Raw genomic sequence first — 25,444 nt, 5'->3', positions numbered from 1 at the left:
CCCATGGCTCATCTGATCGAGCAAATGGCCTACGTTGGCCAAACCCCTTGGCATGGTCTGGGGAATGAACTCACCTCCAACCAACCACTAGAAGTTTGGGCCAGGCAGGCTGGCCTCGACTGGCAGATCCAGGAAAGCCCCGTTCGCTACGTGACTAATGCCGGAAGCCCGCTGGGTGAGATCTTGTCTTACCCGGATTCCAAGGTGCTGTATCGCTCAGATACCAAAGCGCCGCTGTCGGTCGTCGGCAACCGCTTCAAGGTGGTTCAGCCCGAAGAGATCCTGGAGTTCTATCGGGATCTGACCGAAGTTTCCGGCTTTGAGCTGGAAACAGCCGGTGTGCTGAAAGGCGGCCGGAAAATGTGGGCGCTGGCTCGCACCGGCCAATCCGGTGTGCTGAAGGGCAATGATCAAACCAACGCCTACATACTGTTGGCCACGGCCTGTGATGGCACTATGGCCACGACGGCTCAATTCACCAGTATTCGGGTGGTGTGTAACAACACCCTGGCTGTGGCCTTGAAGGATTCCACAGCCAATGCCGTGAAGGTGAAGCACAACACGGCGTTCGATGCGGACCTGGTGAAGAAGCAACTCGGCATTTCAGTCAGTGCGTGGGACGATTTCATGTATCGCCTGAAAACCCTGAGCGAGCGGAAGGTGAAAACCACTGAGGCCAGGAATTACTTCCTGAAGGTGTTCACCGACGATTCCGGTACCGGTGTTGGCAAAACCAACGAACGGTCCATGGCCAAGGCCCTGTCCTTGTATGAAGGGGAGGGCATGGGCGCCACATTGGCATCGTCGGACGGCACTGCCTATGGATTGCTGAACGCAGTTACCGAGTTCATTGACCATCAACGCCGCGCCAAAACCGTTGACCATCGGCTGGATTCCGCCTGGTTCGGTAATGGCGCTTCCATCAAAAACCGCGCACTCGAGCAGGCCATGTCACTTGTGGCCTGACTTCTATCTCAAAACCCTAAAACCGCCATAAAGCCCACCGGAGCCTCGTGCTCTGGTGGGCTTTTTTTATGTCTGGAGGAAAACACCATGGGCATGAGCGCAAACGTCATTCAGAAGCAACGGCCAGCACTGCGGCTGGTTTCAACCAAAGGCCTCAGCCGTGACGAATGGCTGAAGGTCCGTAAACAAGGCATTGGCAGCAGTGATGCTGCGGCAGCGGTGGGCATGAACCCATACCAGTCTCAACTGGAGCTCTGGATGGTCAAAACCGGTCGAGATGCCGGTATGCCAAAGCCGGACTCGGATGATCCGGAATCACCGGTTTACTGGGGGCATATCCTGGAACCCATTGTGGCTGAGCAGTACAGCCGACAAACAGGCCGCAAGGTCCGGCGAGTGAATGCGGTACTGCAGCATCCTGATCCAGACAAGCACTGGATGCTGGCTAACCTGGATTATTCCGTGGTGGCTGATGACGAAGTGCAAGTTCTGGAATGCAAAACCGCTGGTGAGTTTGGGGCACGTCTCTGGAAAGGCGGTGTGCCCGACTACATCCAGTGCCAAGTTCAGCACCAGCTGGCAGTCACGGGCAAGCAGGCTGCGGATGTCTGTGTGTTGCTGTGTGGCCAGTCACTCAAAATCTTCCGAATCGAGCGAAACGAAGAGCTAATCGAAGCGTTGATCACACTGGAACGCCAGTTCTGGGATTACGTGGAAACGGATACGCCACCCCCGGTGGATGGCACGGCGTCGGCAGAACGTGCGCTGCGCCATCTCTATCCTGAAGACCAAGGCGAGACCCTGGACTTCAGTGAGAGCAAGGAGCTGTCCGATGCTTTCAGCGAACTGCTGGCGATTCGCTCAGAAATGGAAACCCTCAAGTCCACTGAATCCCATCTGAAGCAGCGCATTCAAAGCCACATGGGCGAGGCCTCCAAGGCCACGTTCCCGGGTGGCAGCGTGAGCTGGAAACGGAGCAAGGATTCCGTGGGGCTCAACGTCAAACAGCTACTGAACGACCAGCCGGAATTGCTGGAGCAGTATCCCCTCACCAAGCCGGGCAGTCGCCGGTTTCTGATCCATGCCTAATGTCCCCTTGGCCATGCGGGTGTAACGAGTGCCCCGTGGCCTTTTTTCAGGAGAATCATCATGATTAAAGGGTTAGCCATCACGCCTCCCGTGTTGGGGCGCATCAGTATTGGTCGAGTCGTTGAGAAGAACGGCATTCGGCTGCCACAGAAAGACAATCAATTCACCATCACCTCCCAGATCCAGGAAAAGGATGGCTGGGTACTGCATCCCCTGGATGAAGAACTGAGGAAAGAAGCGCCCAACAACAAGCTGCGAACCATTCCGGTACGCATGTTGTTCAACGAGGCAGATCTCAACCTGCGGGCTGAGTACACGATGTTCGACCGCAAAAGCGGGCGGCCTATGTGTGTTGGGAACGGCGACACCTGCAAGCGCCTGACTCAATCAGGCGTCCAGTCATTGCCATGCCCTGGGCCAACGCTATGCGAGTTCGGCAAAGGTGGTCTGTGCAAGCCCTACGGGCGCCTAAATGTGAAGATCGGTGACGATGATGATCTCGGCACCTTCATCTTCCGAACAACGGGTTACAACAGCATCCGGACGCTGGCGGCCAGGCTGAGCTACTACCAGGCAGTTTCTGGGGGCCTGCTAGCATACATGCCGTTGGAACTGAAGCTGAGAGGGAAAAGCACCACGCAGAGCCGGCGAACTCCAATTTTCTATGTGGACTTGGTGATCAAAGAGGGGGTATCACTGCAGGAAGCGGTGGCGGAAGCGAAAGAAACAGCCAATAAGATGGCAGAGGAGGGCGTTAATCAGGCTGCACTGGATGCGGCGGCGGCCAAGGGATTTGGGAATGCGCTGTTTGAGTATGATGAGGAGGAAATGACTGAAGTTGTGGAGGAGCTTTATCCCCTCTCTTCAGTCGGACCTGCGACAAACAGTTCGCTAATAACCTCTAAGCTCAGGAAAGGTTTGGAGTCTCAGCACTCGTCAGAGTACTGGTAGATTTATTTTTTGTTTGAAACAGTAATAGCCGGGAGATCAAGCTGGATGCCATGGTATTTACCTGAAATATGTAGTTTTCCGTGATAGTTTGGCCATGGGGTGATCTCAAATTTGGTGAGATGGCCCACCTTTAAAGAGGATGGTTACATTTCCAGTACCTGTCATTTTCAGCCGAGGTTCAGGCTTATCGGAAATGACTTTGAAAGCTATACAGGAAGGAAGCAGCTTGTGCCTGATGTGAATGAAACAATTATAGAATGGCTTCAAGGTCAGCAAGACTGGCTACAGCAAGCAACCGAGACACTACTCTCCGATGGCTGTCTATCCGATGTGAAGCTCGATGAGTTGGTCGCCTATCTCAAAACATCTGAGGGTCTGGAGGTTACAAACCACCGCCAATTCGATGGCCTGGCCACTCATGCGACCGCTACCGGGGAGTTGCGACTCACTGAGATTGGCGACATTAGCGGGATCGAAAATCTTGCACCCAGGCAGCCTCTGAACTTCGGTAAGGGGAATCTTTGTGTGATCTACGGGCATAACGGCTCAGGCAAATCCGGTTACACGCGCCTGCTAACGAAAGTTTGCGGAAAACCACAGGCAAACGACCTTAAACCCAATGTGTTCGAAGCGCCGCCTGCTGAGCGCCGTTGTAAGGTTACCTATTCTGAAAACGGGGTAGCAAGCGAGGTGGATTGGCCAGCGAATAGTGCACCGATTGACGCCCTTCGATCTGTCGATATTTTCGACGCCGAAACTGCCGTTGCCTATCTCACGGAGGAAACAGCAGCTACCTACATGCCGCCTTCCGTTGCTCTTTTTGAGGAGCTGGCTAGTGTATGCAACCGCATCAAGGAGAAGCTTCAATCTGAGCAGGAGGCCCTGGTTAGTGCTTTGCCACGGTTGCCTAGCGAATATATGGCAACGCAGGCCGGCGCTGCTTATGGCGGGTTGAATTCGACCATGGCTGAGGCAGATATACAGTCCATCATCCAATGGGAAACATACGATCAGATAACCCTGGATCAATTGGGGGAGCGTTTAAAGACAGCAGATCCAGGACAATTAGCTCGCAACAAACGGAATACCAAACAGCAACTCGAGCAACTTTTGTCGAAGCTCAAAGCGGTTGCGACTGCATTCGGAAAAGACGGCCTCGATTCGATCCGCTCGCTGAGAACTGATGCAATCAATAAACGTCGTATGGCCACAGAGGCGGCTACGGTGGAGTCTGCCGAGTTGGAATGCGTCGGCACGGATACCTGGCGTGCGCTTTGGGAAGCAGCACGAGCTTATTCTCAAACTGTCTATCCCGGGCAACAGTACCCAGTTACAAACGATGCACGATGCGTCTTGTGTCATCAAGAACTGGGGGAGGAAGCGCAGCGGCGGTTACTGGATTTTGAAAGTTTCGTGCAAGGCCGTTTGGAGACCGAAGCTAAGGCGGCAGAAGAGTCCTATCGGCAGGCTTTGGCGGCCCTGCCCTCGGGGCTGACAGAGGAACAGTCTGCAACAGCATGCCAAGCGGCCGGGTTGAACGGCGGTCCATGGGAAACAAGGCTCATGGAATCGTGGCGTAAAATCGTCAATACGCGTGCTGTTCTTTTGGAACACGAGGCGAAAAACATTGCAGAACCCCTGGAATGGCCGACCGATATCATTGAGGAGCTGAGCAATCGGATTCAATTGTTTGAACGTGAAGCCGCACAGCACGATGAAGACGCGAAACACTTTGATCGTGCCCAAGCCATCAAAGAAAAGTTGAACCTAGAAGCTCGAAAGTGGACCGCGCAGCAGGCTGCAGCGATTCGTGCCGAACTTGAGCGCCTTCGCAAAGTGGCGCTCTACGAAAAGTGGAAGCGTTCAACGAATTCCCAAGGTATTTCGCGTAAAGCGGGGGAAATTGGCGAGCAGGTTATTACTCAGATGTTCGTGGATCGTTTTAATCGCGAATTAAAAGCATTGGGCGCCTCCCGGATAAAGGTTGAGCTTGGCAAATCGCGCACAACAAGGGGGAAATCGCTCCATAAGCTTCGGCTGAAGGGGGCGCAAACTGGCCGAGACTTACCGGAGTCGGTATTAAGTGAAGGTGAGCGTCGGGTTGTGGGATTGGCAGCGTTTCTCGCGGATGTCGCAGAGCAGCCTCACGCTGCCCCCTTTGTCTTCGATGATCCTATTTCTTCACTGGATCATGATTACGAATGGCATGTGGCAGTTCGGTTGGCTCAGTTGGCGCAAACGCGACAAGTGCTTGTGTTTACACATCGGCTATCGCTATACGGAGCGGTGGAAGATGCTGCCAAGAAGGTTGGTGATGCTTGGAAAAATAACCATTTGCAGCAGCTTTGTATCGAGTCCTTTTCTGGCACTGCAGGACATCCGGCAGATCAAGCGGTATGGAATGCCAATACCAAGAAAGCCAACAACATCCTATTGCAACGGCTCGATGACGCTAGGAAGGTAGGTGAAGCCTCAGGAGCTGAAGCATACAGGGGCCTAGCTCAAGGTATATGTAGTGACTTCCGAAAATTGCTGGAGCGGACCGTTGAAGACGATCTTCTGAATCAAGTTGTGAGGCGCCATCGCCGCAGCGTCACGACGGACAACCGATTAGCCCCGTTACCGTTGATTAGCCCTGAAGATTGTCAGCTTATTGATGACATGATGACCAAGTATTCCTGCTACGAGCATAGTCAGTCATCGGAGGTGCCGGTCTTTATTCCAGAAGCAGATGAGTTGCGAGCCGATATCGAGTCACTGAAAGCATGGCGTGAGAGCTTCCGAAAGCGCCCCGAAGGAAGTGTTGCCAGTGCCTGAGTCTGCTCCCGTTACGGTAAGCGTGCGAAGTTTCGTCGAGTTCTTTGGTGAATCTTCTTTGCCGGTGGCAGTCGACACATACCAGCGCGGCTTTGTGTGGGACCTGGAGAAGGTAACGCAGCTTGCGGAGGACCTGGTAGCGTACGAGGAACTGGGTGAGGAGGCTCCACCTTATTACGTGGGCACGGTGCTGGTTCACCGCAGTCCGGCGAAGGGTAAGCGCTTTATTATCGACGGACAGCAACGGTTGACTGCTCTGACCATCCTGTATCGTCAGCTAACCGGTTCCCTGCCGGAACAGTTTGCCATGACATACTCTTCACGATCGGCGCGCCGCATTCGCTCGGCGGCAAAAACCTTTCAGCAGCTGCGAAAACCCGGCAAAGAGATCTTTAAACGGATTCGGTTCACCATTATCGAAGTTGATCGGGTAGATCTGGCCTTTACCTTCTTTGACACGCAGAACAATCGGGGTGTGCCCTTGCATGCGACCGATTTGCTCAAGGCCTATCACCTGCGTGCAGTAGAAGGTGAAGCGAGAGAACGACTGCAAACGCTGTGTGCCAGCGGCTGGGAGCAAGTCCAGCAAAGCCGCACTGCGCTCGGCCCGGAGGTAGAGGTCAAGGACTCTGCTCCGCGCCTGTTCAATCTGTTTCTATGGCGGGCAAGGTGTTGGACCGGCAAGCAACTGCGACTTGGTGGCCATGACGCACTAATGGAGGCTTTCCAAAAAGATACCTGGCCGCTGACCGGCCCGGAAGATGGCATTCCGCTCTACCGTTCCCGTCAGAATCGCCTGGGCACCCATCTACGGCTGGGTGAGGCCGGACAACGGGAAATCCAGACTCACCCCATCACCTTGAGTGCACAGGCGGCCGACCTGCCTTTTGCTATTCGTCAGCCAGTGCACAAAGGGATCGGTTTTTTCCTCTATGCTGAAAAGTATGGTGCCTTGTTGCAATGGATGCTGGTGGACGAAACCTCTTCTTCGCAGCGGGTCTGTTTTCGGCGAATCCACACCGACCTCATGGGGGCGAACTCAATTTATCTTCGCGAAATTTTCGTTCTCGGGGCGCTGATGTATGCGGATCAATTTGGCGAGGAGCGGCTGTGGGAGTTTGCACTCTGGTATGAACACGCGCTTGGAGCGATCCGACTGGAGAAACAGCAGGTGCGTTACGAAGCGGCAAAGAATTTTTTTCGCGATGATGCGCTCAACCTGCTTGACGTTATTGCTGGGGCCTATCTTCCAGATCAAGTCATAGGCCATCTGAAGCGACACCATCGTCATGACAGGATCTACGCTGACGAGCAGATCGAGATCGGAAAAGGCGTGCAGGGGCACTACAAGCAGGCAGTATTGCGCTATTTCAAGATGCCATCCCCAAGCCTTAAGGGGAAAGCAGGATGGATAGAGCACTTGGTCAGCGTGGATCAGGAGGAGGCCGGCCATGGCGTATGATTCGCAACTTATCAGCCTGGCAGAAATCGTTGAGAAGGAAGAATCCTGGACTTTCAATGTGCCCATCTATCAGCGCCTCTACGTGTGGGGAAGTGACGAGGTGAAAACCCTGCTTGATGATCTCGTCAACGCCTATGAGCGGGATGAAGACTTGTTTTTCCTGGGGGGGACTCTGGTAGTCGAGCAGCCATCTAATCATGGACGGAAGTTTGAACTGATCGACGGGCAGCAACGCTTCACCACCCTGTGGATGCTTTGTCATGTCTGGCGCCGGGCGCTTGAGCCCTTTTTGACAGTCAAAGAGGGTAGAGAGAATCTTCTGCGTCTGGGCTTTGCCATCCGTCCGACGGTCAATCGTTACCTGAAATCTTTGGTTCTAACCGGGCATGATGCGGAGACAGAAACGGCGAGGGAAACCCACAAGATGCGAGAGGCTGTTGCAACCATGGAGGCGCTCTTCAAGCGCCGAGGTCTTCCCCATGGTGTCAGCTTGGACGAGCATTTGGCGGGCCTCAGTCGGTTTGTTTTCGAGAAGGTTAAGCTGGTCTTTACCGTGGTTCCCACCGAGACCGATTTGAACAAGCTGTTCGAGGTGATCAACAATCGTGGAGTGCAACTCCAGCACCACGAAATTCTCAAGGCTCGGATGTTGGACGCCATCTCAGACCAGGAGCGTCAGGCTTGTGCCATTTTATGGGACAGTTGCGCCGACATGGGAGAGTTTGTGGAACGCGGATTGGCGGCCAACTCCGCGCTAAGCGCTAAGGATGTCGCGCAGCTCTGCGACGCGGATGCGATGGTTCGTGATGCTGAGCCCCTGGCTAAGGCTGTGGCGGTACTCAAGCGGCTCAATGCTACCGTCCAAGATCAGGGGGCGGCCGATGCTCTCGGGCTGGACGAGATTTTGATTTCGCATGAAGAGTGTGGGGAGTTAGATAATAAGGATAAGGGAGAGCCCCAGGAGGGAACGACATGGATGCGAAGCATCGTCGGCTTCCCAATGTTTTTGCAGCATGCTCTTCGTATCTGGCTGATCCGTGAGGGCCGCCCGGATCTTCCGCGCATTTTGGATCGGGAGCTCCTGCAGATGTTTGAAACGCATTTTTTTATGACGGGACGGAGATCGAGCAGGCGGAACGCTGTCGCTCCTTCATCAAGTTGCTCTGGGAGCTGCGCTACCTTTTTGACAAGCATTTCATCAAGTGGGTCGACCGTGGTGATGAAGAGATCCACATGATCAGCCCGCTCAGTTTAAGTAAAAGCGACGGAGCGCTTAGTTTGAGCCGTGGTAGGGAAAGCGAGAAGCAACAAGGATTCGGCTTGCTCCAGAGCATGCTTTATCACTCGCAGGAAATCACGACTCACTACTGGATCACGCCCCTGCTGAACTTTATCCATAAAGGCCCGCAAGAAGCAGAGAATTATTATGAATACCTCCGACACCTCGACACCCACCTTCTTGGATCAACCATAGAGGGAAGTCTGATTGAGCGGACAAAAACGTTTCTGGACAAGCCTTGGTCACGCCATGAGTTGAACCACGAGGAGGCGCTCAGGAAGGAACATGGCGTCGGATTTCGGCACTACTGGTTCTATAAGCTGGAATTTGTTCTTTGGTATCTGTATCGGAACGAAAATGCTGGATGGCGTGACTTTCGTTTCACAGCCAAGAACTCTGTTGAGCATATTTCTCCCCAAAATCCAGTAAAGCAGGACGACGATCGCGTGGAGAAAATGCGGCATCGCTTCGGCAATTTAGCGCTTGTCTCTCGAAGCTTGAATTCCGAATACGGTAACCTGCCTTTCAACGAAAAACGGCAAAGGTTCATTAACAACAACAAATCGACAGTGGATTCGCTGAAGATGAGCGTGATCTACAGGCACGAGACCTGGAGCGATACCTTCGCTCAAGAGCACGAGAACGCTATGATTTTAGCTTTTGACAAATACGCAGCAAGTTTGAAGTCAGGGGGGGTAACGTAGGTTGCTCCTAGTAGTGAGTTTGATTCTTGCCTTTAGCCAGTACAGTTGAAACCGCTTGCTCCTCAAAAAAAGGAAGTACTCCATGCCAATAACGGACTACCACGCCAAGTATTTTGCCTACGAACTCACCAGGCAGCGTCGTGGTGGTGACGTTGGTCGTCTGACCCAGTCGCTATTCGATGCCTCAGTCGACCTGAACCCCCACCAGATCGATGCAGCGCTCTTCGCTTTGCAGAACCCCTTGGTAAAAGGTGTGATCCTGGCGGACGAGGTCGGCCTGGGTAAAACCATTGAGGCTGCCCTGGTGCTGGCACAGTACTGGGCAGAACGCAGACGAAGACTGATTGTCGTCTGCCCAGCGGCTCTGCGTAAGCAATGGGCAAACGAGCTGGCAGAGAAATTTCATCTACCCTCGCAGGTTCTGGATGCCCGAACCTATAAGGAGTTGCGGAAGCAGGGGGTAGCAGATCCGTTCGACCAGCCCGGTGTTAACGTCATTTCTTACAATTTTGCCGCGAGAATGTCGGAGAAACTACGGCTTACACCGTGGGATCTGGTTGTATTCGACGAAGCCCACAAACTCCGCAACGCCCATCGGGAAAGTCACCGGACTGGCCAGGCTATCAAAGAAGCCTTCGGCGCTTGCAATAAGTTGCTGCTGACGGCAACACCACTACAGAATTCCCTGATGGAGCTGTACGGACTGTCGACGGTCATCGACAGCCAGCTGTTTGGTGATGCGCTCAGCTTCCGGCGACAGTATCTACGCGGTGGTGAAGATTTGGAAGGCCTGAAAGAGCGACTTCAGGAGTTCACTAAGCGGACCCTGCGCAAACAGGTTCTGGAGTACATTCGTTACACACAACGGCGTGCGATCACGATTCCCTTCGCCCCATCGGAAGACGAGCTGCGGCTCTACCATCTCGTCTCTGCTTACCTGCAGCGTGAGAACACTTACGGCGTACCCCAGCAACAGCGCCACCTGGTCACTCTGGTGGTTAGGAAACTGCTGGCATCCTCAACGAGTGCTATAATCAATACGCTTGAGACGATGATCGACCGGCTGAAAAGGCTGGAGCAAACTCAGGAGGACGAAGACAACTGGCTGGAAAAACTGATCGGTAGTGAGGATGTCGAAGATGACCTCCTCGATGAAGCCGCCGACGGAGAGGGCGATTATCAAGTTGAACAACCGGATGAGCCCATACAACTGGACCGCCTCCGTGGTGAGATTGCTGAACTGGAACAGTATTTGGATCTGGCGCACAGAATCACCGAAGACGCTAAATCCGGGGCTCTGCTGAATGCGCTGGAACAGGGCTTCAGCCACATGACGGAAATGGGGGCGGAGCGTAAGGCCGTTATCTTCACCGAAAGCCGGCGAACCCAGGATTATCTGCTCAAATACTTGGAACGCCATGGCTATCTCGGCAAGGTCGCCACATTTAGTGGTACCAATAATTCCAGCACTACGCAGGCGATTTACAAGCGATGGCTCACGCGTAATGAAGGTTCTGATCAGATTACCGGTAGCCCTGCAGTTGACCGGCGCACAGCGATTATCGATCACTTCAGGGACGATGCAGAAATACTCATTGCCACCGAAGCTGCAGCAGAGGGCGTTAACCTTCAGTTCTGCAGCCTGGTGGTTAATTATGATCTGCCCTGGAACCCCCAGCGGGTAGAGCAGCGCATCGGGCGCTGCCATCGCTACGGTCAGAAATTTGATGTCGTCGTCATCAACTTCCTCAATCAGAAGAATGAAGCAGATCGGCGGGTCCTTGAACTGCTCAGTGAGAAGTTTCACTTGTTTGATGGCCTGTTTGGCGCGTCAGACGAAGTGCTGGGCCGAATCGAGTCCGGTGTCGACTTCGAGAAGCGCATAGCGGCCATTTACGACACCTGCCGGTCTCAGGTCGAAATCGAACAGGCTTTCAATGATCTTCAAAAGGAACTGGAAGAAAGCATCAACCGGCGAATGCAAGAGACTCAGGAAAAGCTTCTGGAGCATTTCGATGCCCAAATTCATGATTTGCTGAAGATCCAGCGCGAGAAAGCAGAGCAACAGTTGGACCGGGTAAGTCGCCTCTTCTGGCAGCTCACGAGGCATCAACTTTTCCCCTTCGCAACCTTTGATGAGAACCGTCTGTCATTTGAGTTGAATGAAAGTCCGTTAACCAAGGTGCCTACCGGTGCTTACGAGCTGATTCGAAAGGGCGAGAAACCGTCAGAGCACGCCCACCTATACCGGTTAAGCCACCCCCTCGGTGAGTACGTTTTGGATACTGGCCGTAGGTTGGAAACGCCGGTAACGGAAATGGTGTTCAATCTGACTGGTCACGAGGCGAAACTTTCTGCACTCCAGAATCTGCCGGAAAAATCCGGATGGCTTGAACTGAATTTGCTTGAGCTGCAAAGCTTTCAGCGTGAAGAGCACCTGGTTTTTACCGCAGTCACGGATGCCGGACAGCTGCTTGATGAAGAGCAATGCGAACTCTTTTTCCGGCTGCAGGGTGAGGTGCTGAGCAATGACGCTGACGGCCCCGTTCAGCAACCGGGGCGGCAGCTAAGTGAAACCGTTACCAGGCAACTGGATGCCCGGCTCAGCCGATTGCTCGACGAGAACAACGAATACTTCCAGCGTGAGCGGACCAAGCTCGAAGCCTGGGCGGATGATCAATTGTTGAGTGCAGAGCAAAAGCTCGAGGACACAAAAGCTCAGATCAAGGAAGCAAAGCGCCAGTCCCGCCTGGCAGAAAGCGTTGAAGATCAGAAGCATGCTCAAGAAGAGATCAAGCGTCTCAGTAAGTTGCAGCGCCGGCAGCGACAGGAAATATTCGATGTGGAAGACGAGATAGAAGCCCGCAGGGATGCCTTAATTGATGCGCTGGAGCGCCAGATGCATCAGAGCAGTAGCACCCATCACCTGTTTCGAATTCGATGGCGCCTAGCCTGATCTTTAGCTGTCAGTTCGATTAACAATCTTCCAGCTATTTGTGGGAGAATCCTCAGCATTTCTGACCTGCCAAGTTCGATTTTTAAACAGGGAATACCATGAGTAACGCGACACAGCAGTTAAAAGCCCAGCAACGTCGACAGAAATTTGCCGACCTTTTGCGCGAAATGTTCCAGCTCAATCAGCCGGAACTGGATTTTGGGCTCTATCGCATTATGCATGCCCGTAAAGATGACATTAACCGGTTTATTGAGCAGGACCTGCCGAGGATCACTCAGGAAGCATTCAGCCAATACGCCAGCCAGGATCAGGCTCAGCTGGAAGCCGAACTGGAAGAGCACATCAAGAGCGCGAAAGGCCTGGGTATGGATCCGGATGCGATTCCCAAGGTGCAGGAACTCAAGCAGCAGTTGCAGGGTGGATTTGACCTCGCGCGGGAAGAGGGCGAAGTTTACGACGCATTGGTCACCTTCTTTAACCGCTACTACAACGAGGGTGACTTCCTGTCACGCCGGGTATACAAAGACGGCACCTACGCGATTCCCTACCAGGGGGAAGAAGTGGTACTGCACTGGGCCAACAAAGACCAGTACTACATTAAAAGCAGCGAAACCTTGCGGGATTACAGCTTCCGCCTAAACCCGGATGCTGGCCCCGGCGAAGACCCCATGCGGGTTCATTTCAAGCTGGTGGATGCGGAAGCCGGTGCCAAAGACAACAATAAAGAATCCACTGATAGTCGCCGAGTCTTCGTGCTGGACGCAGAGAACCCGTTTGAGCTGATCATAGGTGAGGCAACCGAGTACGGTGATCAGCACACCGAACTGCAATGTCGGTTCTTATTTCGGCCGGCAACGGAAAGCGACTGGACGGAAGCCGAGAAGAAGAAAGCGACAGCTGCAGCCCAGAAGAAACCGCCGACACAAGATGCGCTCCGAGTGATTGCGGAAGCAAGGCTTTTGGGCGCGGCCTCCGATGTGCCGGAGCATTGGAAGAGTGCGCTTGCTAAGCCTTACCGTAAAGCCGATGGCAACCAGGCTGATTATTCAATGCTGGCTGGGCAACTGAATAACTACACTAAGAAGAATACGTTTGACTATTTCATACATAAAGACCTCTCAGGCTTTTTGACTCGCGAGCTGGATTTCTACATCAAGAATGAGCTTCTCGATTGGGATGACCTCGCCTCTTTGAAAAATGACACGGCAAGACTTGCACCACTGCTCAGCAAGATTGAGGTGATTCGCTCTCTGGGCGAGAAGATCATTGCGTTTCTTGCGCAGCTCGAGAACTTCCAGAAGAAACTTTGGTTGAAAAAGAAGTTTGTAACCGAGGCTCACTACTGCCTTACTCTTGAGCGTCTAAAAGATGACTCCGATCTATTTGATGAAGTAATGTCAAATGATGCTCAGTTAGAAGAATGGTCGACAACTTATAAGGTTGATATTGATAATTTTTGTAAAGAATATAAATCCAGTGGTATAAAGAGCCTGGTGGAAGATTATAGGTATCAGTACTTGATGGTCGATACCTATTATTTTGATAACAATTTTAAAGAGCGCTTGATTGCCAGTATTGAATCAATTGACAAAGAATGTGATGGTTTGTTGGTTAACTCTGAAAATTTCCAGGCTTTGAATCTTATTAAGGAAAAGTATCGTGATAAGGTTCAGTGTGTTTACATTGATCCGCCTTATAACACCGATGCGTCGCCTATAATTTACAAAAACGGTTTTCGTTCATCTTCATGGGCTAGTATGCTTAATGATCGCGTGGGGTTAGGTTCAGAGTTTTTGAAGAGTAGTGGTATATTCTGTGCGACGATTGACGATTTTCAATTCCGCGAGTTAAGTTGGATTATTGAAAGTATATTTGGTGAAGATAGCATTCTTGGTACATCTACGATTCGTAACAATCCAGCAGGGCGGTCTACGAAGAAGGGGTTTGCTGTTGCTCATGAATATGGGATTTTTGCACGAAAAAGCCAAGATGTTGCCCTCGGTCGTCTAGAGCACAGTGAAAAACAAAAAGAAAGGTATAAGGAAAAGGATGAGAAAGGCCGATTTGAATGGGTGAACTTCCGCAAGCATGGCGGTGCAAATGCTAATCGATCCGCTAGGCCTAAGCTATTTTATCCAATAATTATATCCGGCGATAGAATCAGAATCCCAGAAATGGAATGGGATGCTGCCCGGCGAGAATGGAAAATAATAGAGAAATTGTTCGGGTCGCAGGAGATGGTAGTTTATCCGATCGCAGAAGATGGGTCTGAAAAGACATGGAAATGGGAGCATGCTTCAGTTACAGAGAGTATCGAAGAATTCTGTGTGAGACCAGATAGGACAGGTTCGCCTTCCGTTTATCTCAAGGCCCGTATAAATGAGGACGGAACTTTACCGCTCACTATTTGGTCGGATTCGAAATACTCTGCCTCGGATTATGGAACAAACTTATTGAAATCTATGTTCCCTGGGGAGCAAGCTTTTAGTTTTCCTAAGTCGGTTCATGCTGTCGAAGACAGCATTACTGTTTCTTCCGGGAGTGATCACGATGCTATCGTTCTTGATTATTTTGCTGGATCGGGAACCACTGGACACGCTGTAATTAATTTAAATAGAAAGAATGGTCATCGTAAGAAATTTTGCTTAGTCGAGATGGGCGAGTATTTTCGAGAAGTTACACTGGGTCGCCTAAAGATGGTTGTTTATAGTCCGAAATGGAGGAATGGTTCCCCGGTTTTAGATGGGCAAGGTTTTAACTTCAGTAATTCTTCGTACATGTTCAAGTATATCTCTCTCGAAAGTTATGAGGATGCACTGGGGAACCTTTCTATACAGAGACCTAAGACTTCGTCAGGCTTGTTTTCCGATCAGGAGCCATCAAGCTCCGTTGCTCGCGAAGCCTATGTTCTGAATTATATGCTTGACGTTGAAACAAGAGAGTCACGCTCCTTGCTAAACGCCAAGCTTTTTACAGACCCAAGAACATATGAGCTCAACGTTCGCTCCGCCGGTGGGGATGAAACTAAACCAGTAAACGTCGATTTGCTTGAGACTTTCAACTATCTGCTGGGCTTGGAAGTAGAACATATTGCCGCACCAATTCACTTCGAGGCGGAGCTGATCCAAGGCGAATACGGCCGCTGGAAGGCTAAGGTTAAGCGCAGTGAAACCGGTAAGTGGTGGTTCCGAACCGTCTACGGCACGAATCGGGCCGGGCAGCAGGTGCTGGTGGTATGGAGAAACCTGCCGTCGGTCATTGATGGTGAGGCGGATGGCATCCAGAAGGACAATGCCGTGTTGGATGCGGTACTGATCGAGAAGCTCTCTATTCGCCTGACCGAAAGCCAGGATGACGAGATCGACGTGCTGTATGTAAACGGCGACCACAACATCAGTATTCCCCGGTCCCGCAAGGGTGAGCCCATGGAGCACGCGCGTATCCAGCTGATTGAGGAAGCTTTCCATCGGCTGATGTTCGCTGACACCGAAGCGGTTCACTAAGGGGAATATCATGGCAGCACGAAAATCCGGCAAGGGCAGCAAACAGACTCTGCCATTCCGCCATCACCTGGTGCTCAACCAGTGGTTGTTTTCCCTGTTCGGCTTCGACTCTCTCAGTGGCCAGTTTGATCTGGGAAATCGGGAAGCGCCGACGCTCGAGGCGTTTCGCGACCGTTTTCAGCTGATCGGCGAAACCAGCGGCCGCAATGCCGAGGGCGAGCATCTGATCATTCAGAGAATGCGTGAAAACCTCAACGAACACGCGAAGCTGAGCGATGAGCAACTGCTGGAGTACGACCGCCGGATTAAGCAGCTGACAGATACCATCAATAACGCACGCCTCGCCTCCGGTGAGGAGCCGATTGAATGGAAGTATTTCCAGTACTTGATGCTGCTGTTCACCGAGATCTACCTGGACTACCTGTTCACCAAACCGGATGAGTTGCTGGAGGCGCTCAACGAACAGATTGAGCGTTGGAATGATCACTGGGTTGTGGAGCAGGGCTTTAATCACAAACCGCTGGATTTACTGAACCCAGAGGATGATCTGTGGCCGCAGCTCAACATGGTGGCCTATTGGAGCGCGACTGGTTCTGGTAAAACCCTGATCATGCACGCGAACATCCTGCAGTATCGCTTCTACCTGCAGCGGTATGGCAAAGCCGGGGATATCAACAAAATTATTCTGCTGACCCCCAACGAAGGGCTTACCCAGCAACACCTGCGTGACCTGGAGAAATCCGGAATCCGAGCCAGCGAGTTCTCTGCCCGTGGTGGTGAACTGTTCGCCCAGGATGTGATTGTTATCGACATTAACAAGCTCCGTGATAGCGAGAAGAAGAAAACGGTAGCGGTCGACTCTTTCGGCTCTCGCAACTTGTTGTTGGTGGACGAGGGCCACCGGGGCACGGCCAGTGGTGGTGGCAGCTGGTACGAATACCGGCAAAAATTGTGTTCGCTGGGTTTCTCCTTCGAATACTCCGCTACGTTTGCCCAGTCAGGTTCCAAACACGAGAACCTGCGGCAGACGTATACCAAGGCCATTCTGTTCGATTACTCCTACCGACATTTTTACGGGGATGGCTACGGTAAGCAGTCTCAGATTTTGAACCTGCAAGCGAATCCCAATGCCCAGGATGAATTCCGTTACTTGGTTGCCTCGTTACTGAGTTACTACCAGCAACTGCGGTTGTTCGAGGAGCAAAAACCCAACTTCAAGCCCTTCAACTTGGAGAAGCCATTGTGGGTGTTTGTAAGCTCCAAGGTAACGGCAACGCTGTCCAGCGGTGAAGCTTCAGACACGGTTCAGGTGCTGGCGTTTATTGACCAGGTATTGCATAAGCAGGAAGAAACGGTTGCCGCGATTGATTACCTGCTGAAACGCGGCATGGTTGCCAAGGGCGGTACCGATCTGCTGCATGGTCGGTTCAATTACCTGAAAGAGCTGGGTGAAAGTGGGGAGGCGCTTTACCACGACCTGCTGGAAAGGGTATTCAATAGTAGTGGTGGTCGCCTCCACATTGAAAATATTACCGGTATTCCTGGTGAAATTGCGCTTCGAGCTGGCACGTCAGATACGCCGTTCGGTGTCATCAACGTCGGGGATGATGCAAAGCTGGTCAAACTCTGCGAGAAGCACGACCTGTTCACTCAGGATTCTCGCTTTAGCGAAAGCCTGTTCCACGGGATCAACACCGACAGTTCACCGGTCAACCTGCTGTTGGGCTCGAAGAAGTTCACTGAGGGCTGGAGCAGTTGGCGTGTTTCCAACATGACGTTGATGAACGTCGGTAAGAATGAGGGTGCGCAGATCATTCAGCTGTTCGGTCGCGGTGTAAGGCTGAAGGGCTGGAAAACAACGCTAAAGCGTTCTGCCGAGCTGGCAACCGGATTGAAAGAGGCCGGTATAGAGCGGCCTGAGCACATCGGTGTCATGGAGACACTGAATATTTTCGGGGTGAAGGCCGATTACATTGCTCAGTTCCGGAAAGAGCTGGAAGACGAGGAGATTCCGGTTAACGAGGGTCTCGAAGAATTCGTGCTTCCGTTGAAGCCGATGAAAGACCTGCGTAAGGATCTTCATGTCGTTCGGGTGAAGGAAAGCATTGCCAATAAGGCCATTGGCGGTTCCGGTACCGCATTTCAGGAACTTGCCGAACAGGTGGTACTGAAGGCGCCAGGGGATTTGCAGCCGACTGAGATTGACTACTTTTGCAATCCGCCAAGGGTCAGTCTGGATTTCTATCCCCAGGTTGGACTGTTCGCAACCGACAAGAAGGGCGTTCAGAACACCGGTGCCAAAATTCAGCGTTTGAAGCCAACTCACATCGCGTTGCTGGATATGCAGCGCCTTTATTTCGAGCTGCTGGCATTCAAGCGGGACAAGCGTTGGTCGAACCTGACCATTACTCAGGATGTGGTGGAAAAGCTGCTCACAGACAACCGGTACGACTGGTACCGGCTTTATGCCCCGGATGAGGCCATGGAGCTGGGTCGGCTGGAGAAGATGACCCTGTGGCATGACATGGCGATCTCTCTGCTCAGAAAGTACTGTGAGCTGTTCTATGGCTTCCGGAGAAAGCAGTGGGAGGCGGACAAGCTTGAATACCGGCCTATTACTGAGAACCGGAAGTATTTGCCTGGTGTCAGCGAGGCGGCGCCAGACGGCAGCTACACGATCACGCTGGACCGAGTACGGCATGACTCATTGATTAAGCAGCTGTCCAATCTCCGCGAAAGTATTGCCGAGGGGGATGTGGACTTCTGGAATCAGAAGGTTGCAGAAGGGCTGGAATTCATTTGGTGCGAGCGCCACTTCTATCAGCCTCTGCTGGCGTCGACACAAGGCTTGGACTTCCAGGTAAGCCCGGTTTCACTGAACAAGGGTGAGGCTGATTTTGTGCGAGATGTACAGTCAGCCACAAAATCTGGTGCGTTTGAAGGCTACGAAGTCTACCTGTTGCGGAACCAGACAGGGCAGGGTGCCGTAGGTGTGTTCGTCGACGGCGGCTTTTACCCGGACTTCATCTTGTGGCTAGTGAAAGGCCAGTCGCAAAAAGTCGTGTTCGTCGACCCGAAAGGCCTCCGCCATCACAAACCGGATGATCCCAAAGTTCGCTTCCATGAGACCATCAAGGATATCGAGCGAGACCTGCGCCAGCAGCAACCTGAGAACGCCGGAATCGAGCTCCATGCATTCCTGATCTCGGAAACCCACTCCTCCCAGCTGGTGAGTCAGTGGAGGGATGCTGCGGGCCAGCCCGTGACACGGGAGCTTATGGAAAGCTGGAATATCCTCTTCCGGGAGGAGGATGACCGATATATTGAGAAGCTGGTTGAGAGCGTTTCTGCCGTTTAGACGTGGAGTAAGTTTGGGGTGTTGCCCGGGAATATCGTTCAATTTCCGGGCTGCTTCCCTGAATTAAAAGAAGTGAGAAAGTGACTGCTCAGCTTTTTCTTCTTCTGGATTTTACATCTTGAGGTGTAAGGAATTCGAAATTTCGAATGCAGTTATCTGTTAAATCAAAATCCGCCTCCATTTCCCTCGTCACTGTTTCAAGAGCGCCCACTGAGTCCCCAAATTTTGTTGTTTTTGCTGGCGAGTCATATTTGTTGAAGTTTTTGAGGTAGAATTCAAGAGCTTCCGGTTTTTGGCGTTTTAGTTTATCTATTAAGTCTCTTGCAATACTTTTTCTGCTTCGGGAAGGTGTTACGATATTTTTTTGGTCCCACAGGTAAAGCCCTACCGAGCGACGTACGTTACTTTGTTCTACGCTCCAGCGCTTATGTATAAGCCCTTCACTTAATCTGAGGCGATCTATTGTAGATGATAGATTTCTCTTCGCTTCTTTTTTTGCCTTAGCTCTATTTTTTTTAAAGCCGCCCAGATCTTCTGGTTCTGCGATTAGCGACAGTCCTTTGTTATAGTTATTTAAATGATCGATCTGAAGTTTGATTGTATCTAATAAATTTTTGATGCTGCACTGGCTCCTATTTACATAGAAGGCTATCTTGTAATTACTTTTATCTCCGATAATCTGGTTTCCAGGGAGTCGCCAGCAATTAATTACCTTATCCTTTATATCTGAAAACTTCTCATTTTCGATGATAAATACAACAAGGTCCCATGGGTTGGTGATCGCCTCCTGGTGCTCTTTTGTCGATATTTGAATACCTTGGAGGTGGCTTCCCTCTTTGGCAAAAGTAAAGTTTGGGATTGGGATGATATCTTTGATTTCTAGGTTTTTTATAATGAATGCTTCCATTAGTGCTTCTGAGCTAATTAGAGGCAACCAAAGTTCAGTTATGAGGAATCCGTATTTATAGGTGAGGTTATGAAGCCGAGATACAACTACTATTTCGTCATGGGTGAGCGTATTGATGAAGTCGTCGTAGTAAGCACGTTCCGTTTCAAAGTGAATGTCGATGAAACCGTCTGTTAGGAGCTTTTTATGGAACGCATATGTGATTCCAAAGCAGAATTCATTCAGTTCCACTTCCAGCTCTTGAGGGCTGGGTGAAGGTCGCCACGGTTTAGGTGGTGAAAGCTTATGCAGCAGGAGAAAAGCTTCATCGATCAGTTGGTTTCTTTCTTGGATACCATGTTCTTTGGCGCTACCTGATTGCGATAATTCAGGTTGAGCATGGCGGCTAGAATATAAAAAAAGCCAGAGATTGAGGTGTCGTTGCTCGGCAAAACCTTCATCCAGCGTGTCCTGCAAATCGGCATAACTCATTGATGGCGATGTTCTTTCCATGATTTTTCAGCTATCTCCCACGGGGTTTTGATGTCTCGATTTGGATGATTCTGGTTCCATTGTAGCTGAACCCACATCGCACTTTGTACAGGAGGCTGCATGACCGCACCATCGCTAACTACCGCCGGATCTTTGAGGATTCTCAAAATCCATGAGGTTCTAGAAATGACGTCTCTTTCGCGAGCGACCCACTTCGCGAAACTGAATGTGAATTCCTCAAGCTACGACCCGGACTATCCAAAACCCATAAAACTAGGAGCGCGATCGGTTGGTTACGTTGAGCAAGAGATCATTGACTGGCTGCAGGCGAGGATGGAGGCCCGGTCATGAATCTGCCAGATACTCTTCCGGGACTGCCAGTAATGAACCAGACGCTGCCGGCGCCGGACTCATGTCCAATGACACACAACCTTGTTTTCTCGTTGTTGAGGAAAACCCAGGCACCAGCTGACTTGATTTTGCTGTCAGCATTGTCGACTTATTCCCTTCTTTTGCAGGGCAGGGTCGATGTTGAGCGCCCGGGCGTGGGGGTGGGTCCGGTCTCACTTTTCGGGTTAACAATTGCCGATTCCGGGGAAAGGAAATCTACCGTTGCTCGTCTTTTGGAGAAGCCTGTTGTTGAGTTTCAAGCTAGCCAAAATGAGGAGTACGCAGAAAAAGTGGCCAGCTACGAAGCTGAGACCGAAATTTTCCAGGATGCAGTAAAAGTATTAAGAAAGAGAATCTCAGGCAGACTGAAAAAGGAGCTAGATGTCGATGATTTGAAGTGTCAACTAGTGGAGCTGAGAAAGCAAAAACCGAAAAAGCCAAGAAAAATTCAGATGATTTTTGAGGATGTGACTACCGAAGCAATTGCTGTTGAGTTGAACCAAGGTTGCGGGAGCGCAGCTCTGGTATCTGATGAAGGCGCTACCATCTTGAATGGCAGGATTGTCCAAGATTTACCACGGCTTAACAAGCTTTGGTCAGCTGAGTCGTTCAACGTTACTCGTAAAAGTTCCGAGAGCTTCACTGTAAATGATGCCCGTTTGACTGTTTCTATCATGGCGCAGCCAAGTGCCGTAGCTAAGTTTATGAAAAAAAGAGGAGATGAGTCACTCGGGATTGGTTTTTTGGCGCGCTTCCTCGTGTGTAATCCAGATAGCTCACAGGGTACTAGGCTGTTGAGGGGATCGCTTGAAGGAGATTGTGATGGTTATCAAGACTACCTTCAAAGAGCAAATGAAATACTCCGTACAAAAGAGGGGCATGTTGAAAATTCAAAGACTGGTAGGAAGATACTTCGTTTTACTGAGGAAGCCAAGATTTACTGGGAGTGGCTTTACAATGAAATTGAGCAGAACTTACGAATAAATGGGCGATTTCAGTATGCGAGGGATCATGGCTCAAAACTCGCTGAAAACATTACTAGGATTGCCGCATTGTTATCCTGCATTGAATATGGAGAGGATCAGAAGATATCGATTGATGTTTTGAAAGATGCAGAAGTGATGGGCTTTTTCTTCTCTGACGTTTTTTTACGGTGCTTTGAGTCGACTCCAGAATATGTGAAGGATTTAGGTGCGCTTCGAGATTATCTTCAAGGCGTACGGGATGATGGGCGTCGTTTTGTTAGAAAAAATAAAATTCGTCAGAGTGGGCCTTCTCGCATGAGGAATAAGCCTGTTCTAGATTTTAATTTGGATGAATTGGTTCGGCTTGGGGAGATTTCGATTCTTGTTGCCCATAGTGGCATGATGGTTGTTGATTTATACCCGCACTATCTTCATGACGACTTACAATGGAGTCATTTTTGTTTGGAAAACAGAGTCCCGGCCACTGACTACAGAAGCTTGTTGTAATTTCGAAGCCTATTTTGGGGTTTAAAGTCCGATATTCCTGATATTTGTATCAGGAATATCAAGGTTTTTAGGTCTTCGCGTAACGCCAAAGATTAATATTTAATAATTGTTGATTTTTCTATTTATCGTTGCGTCTTGCTGTGCTTGGCAGGGAGTTTGGGGTGCTTGCGAGTAATCCTGCGTGCGGTTAATAGTAATATTGTATTTTGATACGTCAGCATTTTTTAGTGTTGGCTTATTAAGAATAGGTGTAAAGGGTGATTAGGGGTTGTTGATGATCAAACATTTAGAAACACAGAGGAAGAGGGTGGTGGAGAATACAAACCTTAGTCTCCACCATGATAATCTATATCATGGTCTGCCGGTACAGACATCGGCAGGCCCTTTGGTAAAAGAATGGTTAGAGAGAATTAGACTAAGTATTCTGGGGCAGCTAGCAAAACATAGCCGAGTTCTAGCCCTTAGAATCGATCTCAGGTTTCCGGCTAGTTATTGGGGTTGTGAGGAAGGGTTTCTTGGGAATGAGTTTCTACAGTATTTTAGAGCCCATCTTAAGCGAGACCTTGACCGGCTCCCTGCGAGTAGGAATCATGACTTAATGGTCTTGTTCGCTCGGGAGTATGATAAGAATGAGCGAAAACCACACTTTCACCTACTTATCCTTTTAAATGGGAATGCTATTCGGGGGACTGGAAAGTGGGATTTATCATGTGACAATCTTTATTCCCGCCTTCATGAGGCATGGGCTTATGCACTCGGCATGAGGGCGCCCGAAATTCAGGGCTTGATTCAGTTCGCCAATGGGAGTGCACTTGAGAGCATAGGGCAGAACTACGTTCGTCATGGCTCGATGCTTCTGCAAAGAGGAGATTGGCAGATGTTTCAGAATCTATTTTGGGTAAGCTCTTACTTGGCGAAAGTGGAAACCAAAAACTTCCATGACGGTTGTCGTTCTTTTGCTTCTCCGCGTCTGAAGTTTACCGACTGGTAACTTCAGGCTTCTGCGTAATCCTGAGTACAAGGCTCGGTGATCGTTCTATTTGGCCACCGAGTTTGTGCCCTTGGCAGTCCCCGCAAGTCTTCTTTTAAGTAGGCCGTGTAATCCGATGGCCGCCCTACTGAACTCATCTCATTCCCTTGAGGCGCGCTCTCTGAGATCACTCTTTGATGAAGGTGCATACATCGCACCGTCGGGCTTCTCAGCGCCTATCAGTTGCTCGCTCTCGTTAGTCGCCCCGTACCTGATGTAGTAGCCAACTCATCACGGCCCCAGCCTTTTAAGTTTTCCTTTGGAGTCCGCAACCACAGCGGAGATGCTTTGTTCAAAGTATGAGTGGAGGCTCCGTCTCCGGCCGTATCTGTATCCCATTAACTAGTCGTCAACGCATATTTCCTGGCACGACGTCACAGCGCACTTCAAAACTATACCGGGATTTTGGGCGGTATAGATTGACCGGAGATGGAGCGTGGATACCGGTGAGCTACGATTTAGTAGGCGCCTTGTTGTCGGTTTGGGCCAAAGTGGTCCAGATAGATCTATTGCAGTCTCGGGGCAAAGTGTAATGTTAAGTGTAGCTATTTCGCGTGTTGGAAAAAAAGTTCTTATAAAACAGTATTAACACACTCATGCATCATTGGGGTGTGCTTTGGTGAGTCCTGCTTGGCTGGGTTCTTCGCGGATGCCGTCATATGTCCTCGATAACTGGGGCAATCGTGTAAAAGGGGGGGATGTTATCACGAGCGGGAGTGGGCTCGAAGGTTCTTTCCTGGCGATTCACGGTAAACCCGGATTAGTTGTCTGGATTCGCCAGTTTGGGATAGTTTTTGGCCAGTTGCGCCAGATCATCTGGTTCGTCTACATCGCTTAATGGTTCGCTTTCGTAGCATGACCAGTCGAGCGTTTTGAACCGATCCCTTGTGATCGGGGCAACGTCTGCTGTACTCCATGGGATATCACTGAAAAGCGTATCGGAAAACTGTCGCAGGCCGATGAGGGCGTAGCCACCATCGGTGACCGGGCATAGGCAACAATCGTGATTTTGGAGTGATTGTGCCATGTCTATGAGCCGCTCGGCATCAAGGTCCGGGCAGTCAGTACCCATGATCAGTACGGCTGATCCCCGATCAAGACCGTTCCGAGCCGCCGCCGACATGCGGGCGCCCAGATCACCGTTCACCTGCAAGAACCGTCCGCAGTGTTCGGCGTCGGGCAGTTCGCGCCAGTAGGGGGCGGTCGGGTCCGGTGTGATATGCAGGTCAACCGGCCCCAGGTTTGCGGCTACCGCTTGTTGCAGCGCTCTGTGAAACAGTCGGTCTGCCAGTGCTGCTGCCTCCACCTCGCCCAAGGCCGGAATTAGGCGGGTTTTGGCTCGGCCTGGTTGTGGCTCTTTAGCCATAATGATGATTCGGATGGGTTTCATCGGTAGCGCTCTATAAGTTGTTGGGTTGGTACGCCTCTCCAGTATGCCCAGCGAAGTTGCCACATGAGCAGGATGGTTGACCAGCTGCCTCGAGTGTCCCATCTGCGCCCAGAGGTGGTTACTTTATGCGACAGGCAAATCGGTCGGGAGATCCTTTTCAACCGCTTACTGATTTCAATGTCTTCCATCAGTGGTTGTTCAGGAAAGCCGCCAGCTTTGTTAAATAGAGTTCGTGTCATGAACAAGGCTTGGTCTCCGGTAGCGATGCCGCTGAGCCTCGAACGCCAGTTCATCAAGGCCGCGATCACCGGCAGCATTTTTGAGCGCCCTTCAATCACCACATCAAAGCGCCCCCACCCGGCAGAGCCCGAGCTAAAGGCTTGGCTCAGAAGTTGGTCGGCATCGTCAGGAAGACGGGTGTCTGCGTGAAGAAAGAGCAACCGTTCTGAGTGGCTGGCTAGCGCCCCGGCGTTCATCTGATTGGCGCGGCCCGCTGAGGTGACTACAACCTCAAAACCGGCGTCACGGGCCATGTCTGAGGTTTGATCTGTGCTGCCGCCATCCACTAAGACCACTTCTGCGCCGCGTTGTTGCCAGTGCGCTAAATGCGTTAACAAAGCCGGTAATTCAGCTGCTTCGTTCAGCACGGGTATGATGATGGAGAGCTCGGGTTTAACCATGGAGGCGTTTGGCACGTAA

At 51.2% G+C, this 25,444-nt stretch carries 16 protein-coding genes; 13 read left to right on the top strand and 3 right to left on the bottom strand.

All coding sequences use genetic code 11. From position 1 onward, the window contains the following. The first annotated feature begins 3 nt into the window (after window positions 1-3). From K5L82_RS07970 to K5L82_RS07925, 10 genes are all read left to right on the top strand, one after another. Complete coding sequence (locus K5L82_RS07970; protein ID WP_123891323.1) at window positions 4-966, top strand: DUF932 domain-containing protein; 963 nt, start codon at window positions 4-6, stop codon at window positions 964-966. An 87-nt stretch (window positions 967-1,053) separates the two neighbouring features. Then, window positions 1,054-2,055 carry a YqaJ viral recombinase family protein gene (locus K5L82_RS07965; RefSeq protein ID WP_223133753.1) on the top strand — a complete coding sequence of 334 codons (1,002 nt, stop codon included), beginning with the start codon at window positions 1,054-1,056 and terminating at the stop codon, window positions 2,053-2,055. Window positions 2,056-2,115: 60 nt separating this feature from the next. After that, window positions 2,116-3,006: a hydrolase or metal-binding protein gene (locus K5L82_RS07960; protein ID WP_223133752.1), complete on the top strand. Its 891-nt coding sequence runs from the start codon at window positions 2,116-2,118 to the stop codon at window positions 3,004-3,006. Between the two features lie 228 nt (window positions 3,007-3,234). Then, window positions 3,235-5,823: an AAA family ATPase gene (locus tag K5L82_RS07955; protein ID WP_223133751.1), complete on the top strand. Its 2,589-nt coding sequence runs from the start codon at window positions 3,235-3,237 to the stop codon at window positions 5,821-5,823. Next, entirely contained in the window at window positions 5,816-7,285 is a 1,470-nt protein-coding gene (locus K5L82_RS07950) for a DUF262 domain-containing protein (protein WP_223133750.1), read from the top strand. Before K5L82_RS07955 ends, K5L82_RS07950 begins: the two co-directional genes overlap by 8 nt. Continuing rightward, on the top strand, window positions 7,275-8,522 hold the full coding sequence (locus tag K5L82_RS07945; RefSeq protein ID WP_223133749.1) for a DUF262 domain-containing protein: 1,248 nt from the start codon (window positions 7,275-7,277) through the stop codon (window positions 8,520-8,522). The genes K5L82_RS07950 and K5L82_RS07945 overlap by 11 nt, the downstream gene beginning before the upstream one ends. After that, the gene (locus K5L82_RS07940) at window positions 8,519-9,268 is read left to right on the top strand and encodes an HNH endonuclease family protein (protein ID WP_223133748.1); all 750 of its coding nucleotides are present in this window, start codon (window positions 8,519-8,521) and stop codon (window positions 9,266-9,268) included. Before K5L82_RS07945 ends, K5L82_RS07940 begins: the two co-directional genes overlap by 4 nt. Before the next feature lie 82 nt (window positions 9,269-9,350). Beyond that, the gene (locus K5L82_RS07935; protein WP_223133747.1) at window positions 9,351-12,224 is read left to right on the top strand and encodes an SNF2-related protein; all 2,874 of its coding nucleotides are present in this window, start codon (window positions 9,351-9,353) and stop codon (window positions 12,222-12,224) included. Between the two features lie 98 nt (window positions 12,225-12,322). Further along, window positions 12,323-15,727, top strand: coding sequence for a site-specific DNA-methyltransferase (locus K5L82_RS07930; protein WP_223133746.1), 3,405 nt, complete (start codon window positions 12,323-12,325; stop codon window positions 15,725-15,727). A gap of 10 nt (window positions 15,728-15,737) precedes the next feature. Beyond that, window positions 15,738-19,085 (top strand): DEAD/DEAH box helicase family protein, encoded by a 3,348-nt coding sequence (locus tag K5L82_RS07925; RefSeq protein WP_223133745.1) that lies wholly within the window; start codon window positions 15,738-15,740, stop codon window positions 19,083-19,085. 88 nt (window positions 19,086-19,173) lie between these two features. Here K5L82_RS07925 and K5L82_RS07920 read toward each other — a convergent pair whose 3' ends face one another. Beyond that, window positions 19,174-20,484 (bottom strand): hypothetical protein, encoded by a 1,311-nt coding sequence (locus K5L82_RS07920; protein WP_223133744.1) that lies wholly within the window; start codon window positions 20,482-20,484, stop codon window positions 19,174-19,176. Window positions 20,485-20,583: 99 nt separating this feature from the next. Here K5L82_RS07920 and K5L82_RS07915 point away from each other — a divergent pair, with 99 nt between their 5' ends. The 3 genes from K5L82_RS07915 (at window position 20,584) to K5L82_RS16805 (ending at window position 23,316) form a co-directional block, all read left to right on the top strand. After that, window positions 20,584-20,814 carry a helix-turn-helix transcriptional regulator gene (locus K5L82_RS07915; RefSeq protein WP_133006091.1) on the top strand — a complete coding sequence of 77 codons (231 nt, stop codon included), beginning with the start codon at window positions 20,584-20,586 and terminating at the stop codon, window positions 20,812-20,814. Continuing rightward, window positions 20,811-22,325: a YfjI family protein gene (locus tag K5L82_RS07910; protein ID WP_133006090.1), complete on the top strand. Its 1,515-nt coding sequence runs from the start codon at window positions 20,811-20,813 to the stop codon at window positions 22,323-22,325. The genes K5L82_RS07915 and K5L82_RS07910 overlap by 4 nt, the downstream gene beginning before the upstream one ends. A 274-nt stretch (window positions 22,326-22,599) precedes the next feature. Further along, window positions 22,600-23,316, top strand: a complete 717-nt coding sequence (locus K5L82_RS16805; RefSeq protein ID WP_223133743.1) for an inovirus-type Gp2 protein — start codon at window positions 22,600-22,602, stop codon at window positions 23,314-23,316. Window positions 23,317-24,115: 799 nt separating this feature from the next. On the opposite strand, the gene K5L82_RS07900 is transcribed toward K5L82_RS16805, so the two are convergent. Both K5L82_RS07900 and K5L82_RS07895 read right to left on the bottom strand, forming a co-directional pair. Then, complete coding sequence (locus tag K5L82_RS07900) at window positions 24,116-24,745, bottom strand: TIGR04282 family arsenosugar biosynthesis glycosyltransferase (RefSeq protein ID WP_133006088.1); 630 nt, start codon at window positions 24,743-24,745, stop codon at window positions 24,116-24,118. Next, window positions 24,742-25,440: a TIGR04283 family arsenosugar biosynthesis glycosyltransferase gene (locus tag K5L82_RS07895; protein WP_316933377.1), complete on the bottom strand. Its 699-nt coding sequence runs from the start codon at window positions 25,438-25,440 to the stop codon at window positions 24,742-24,744. Before K5L82_RS07895 ends, K5L82_RS07900 begins: the two co-directional genes overlap by 4 nt. Window positions 25,441-25,444: the final 4 nt, after the last annotated feature.

It is taken from the genome of Marinobacter sp. AL4B, from assembly GCF_019916045.1.
GTDB lineage: Bacteria > Pseudomonadota > Gammaproteobacteria > Pseudomonadales > Oleiphilaceae > Marinobacter.
The sequence above is the reverse complement of the archived record's forward strand: the minus strand, read 5'-3'. Positions and strand labels throughout refer to the sequence as shown.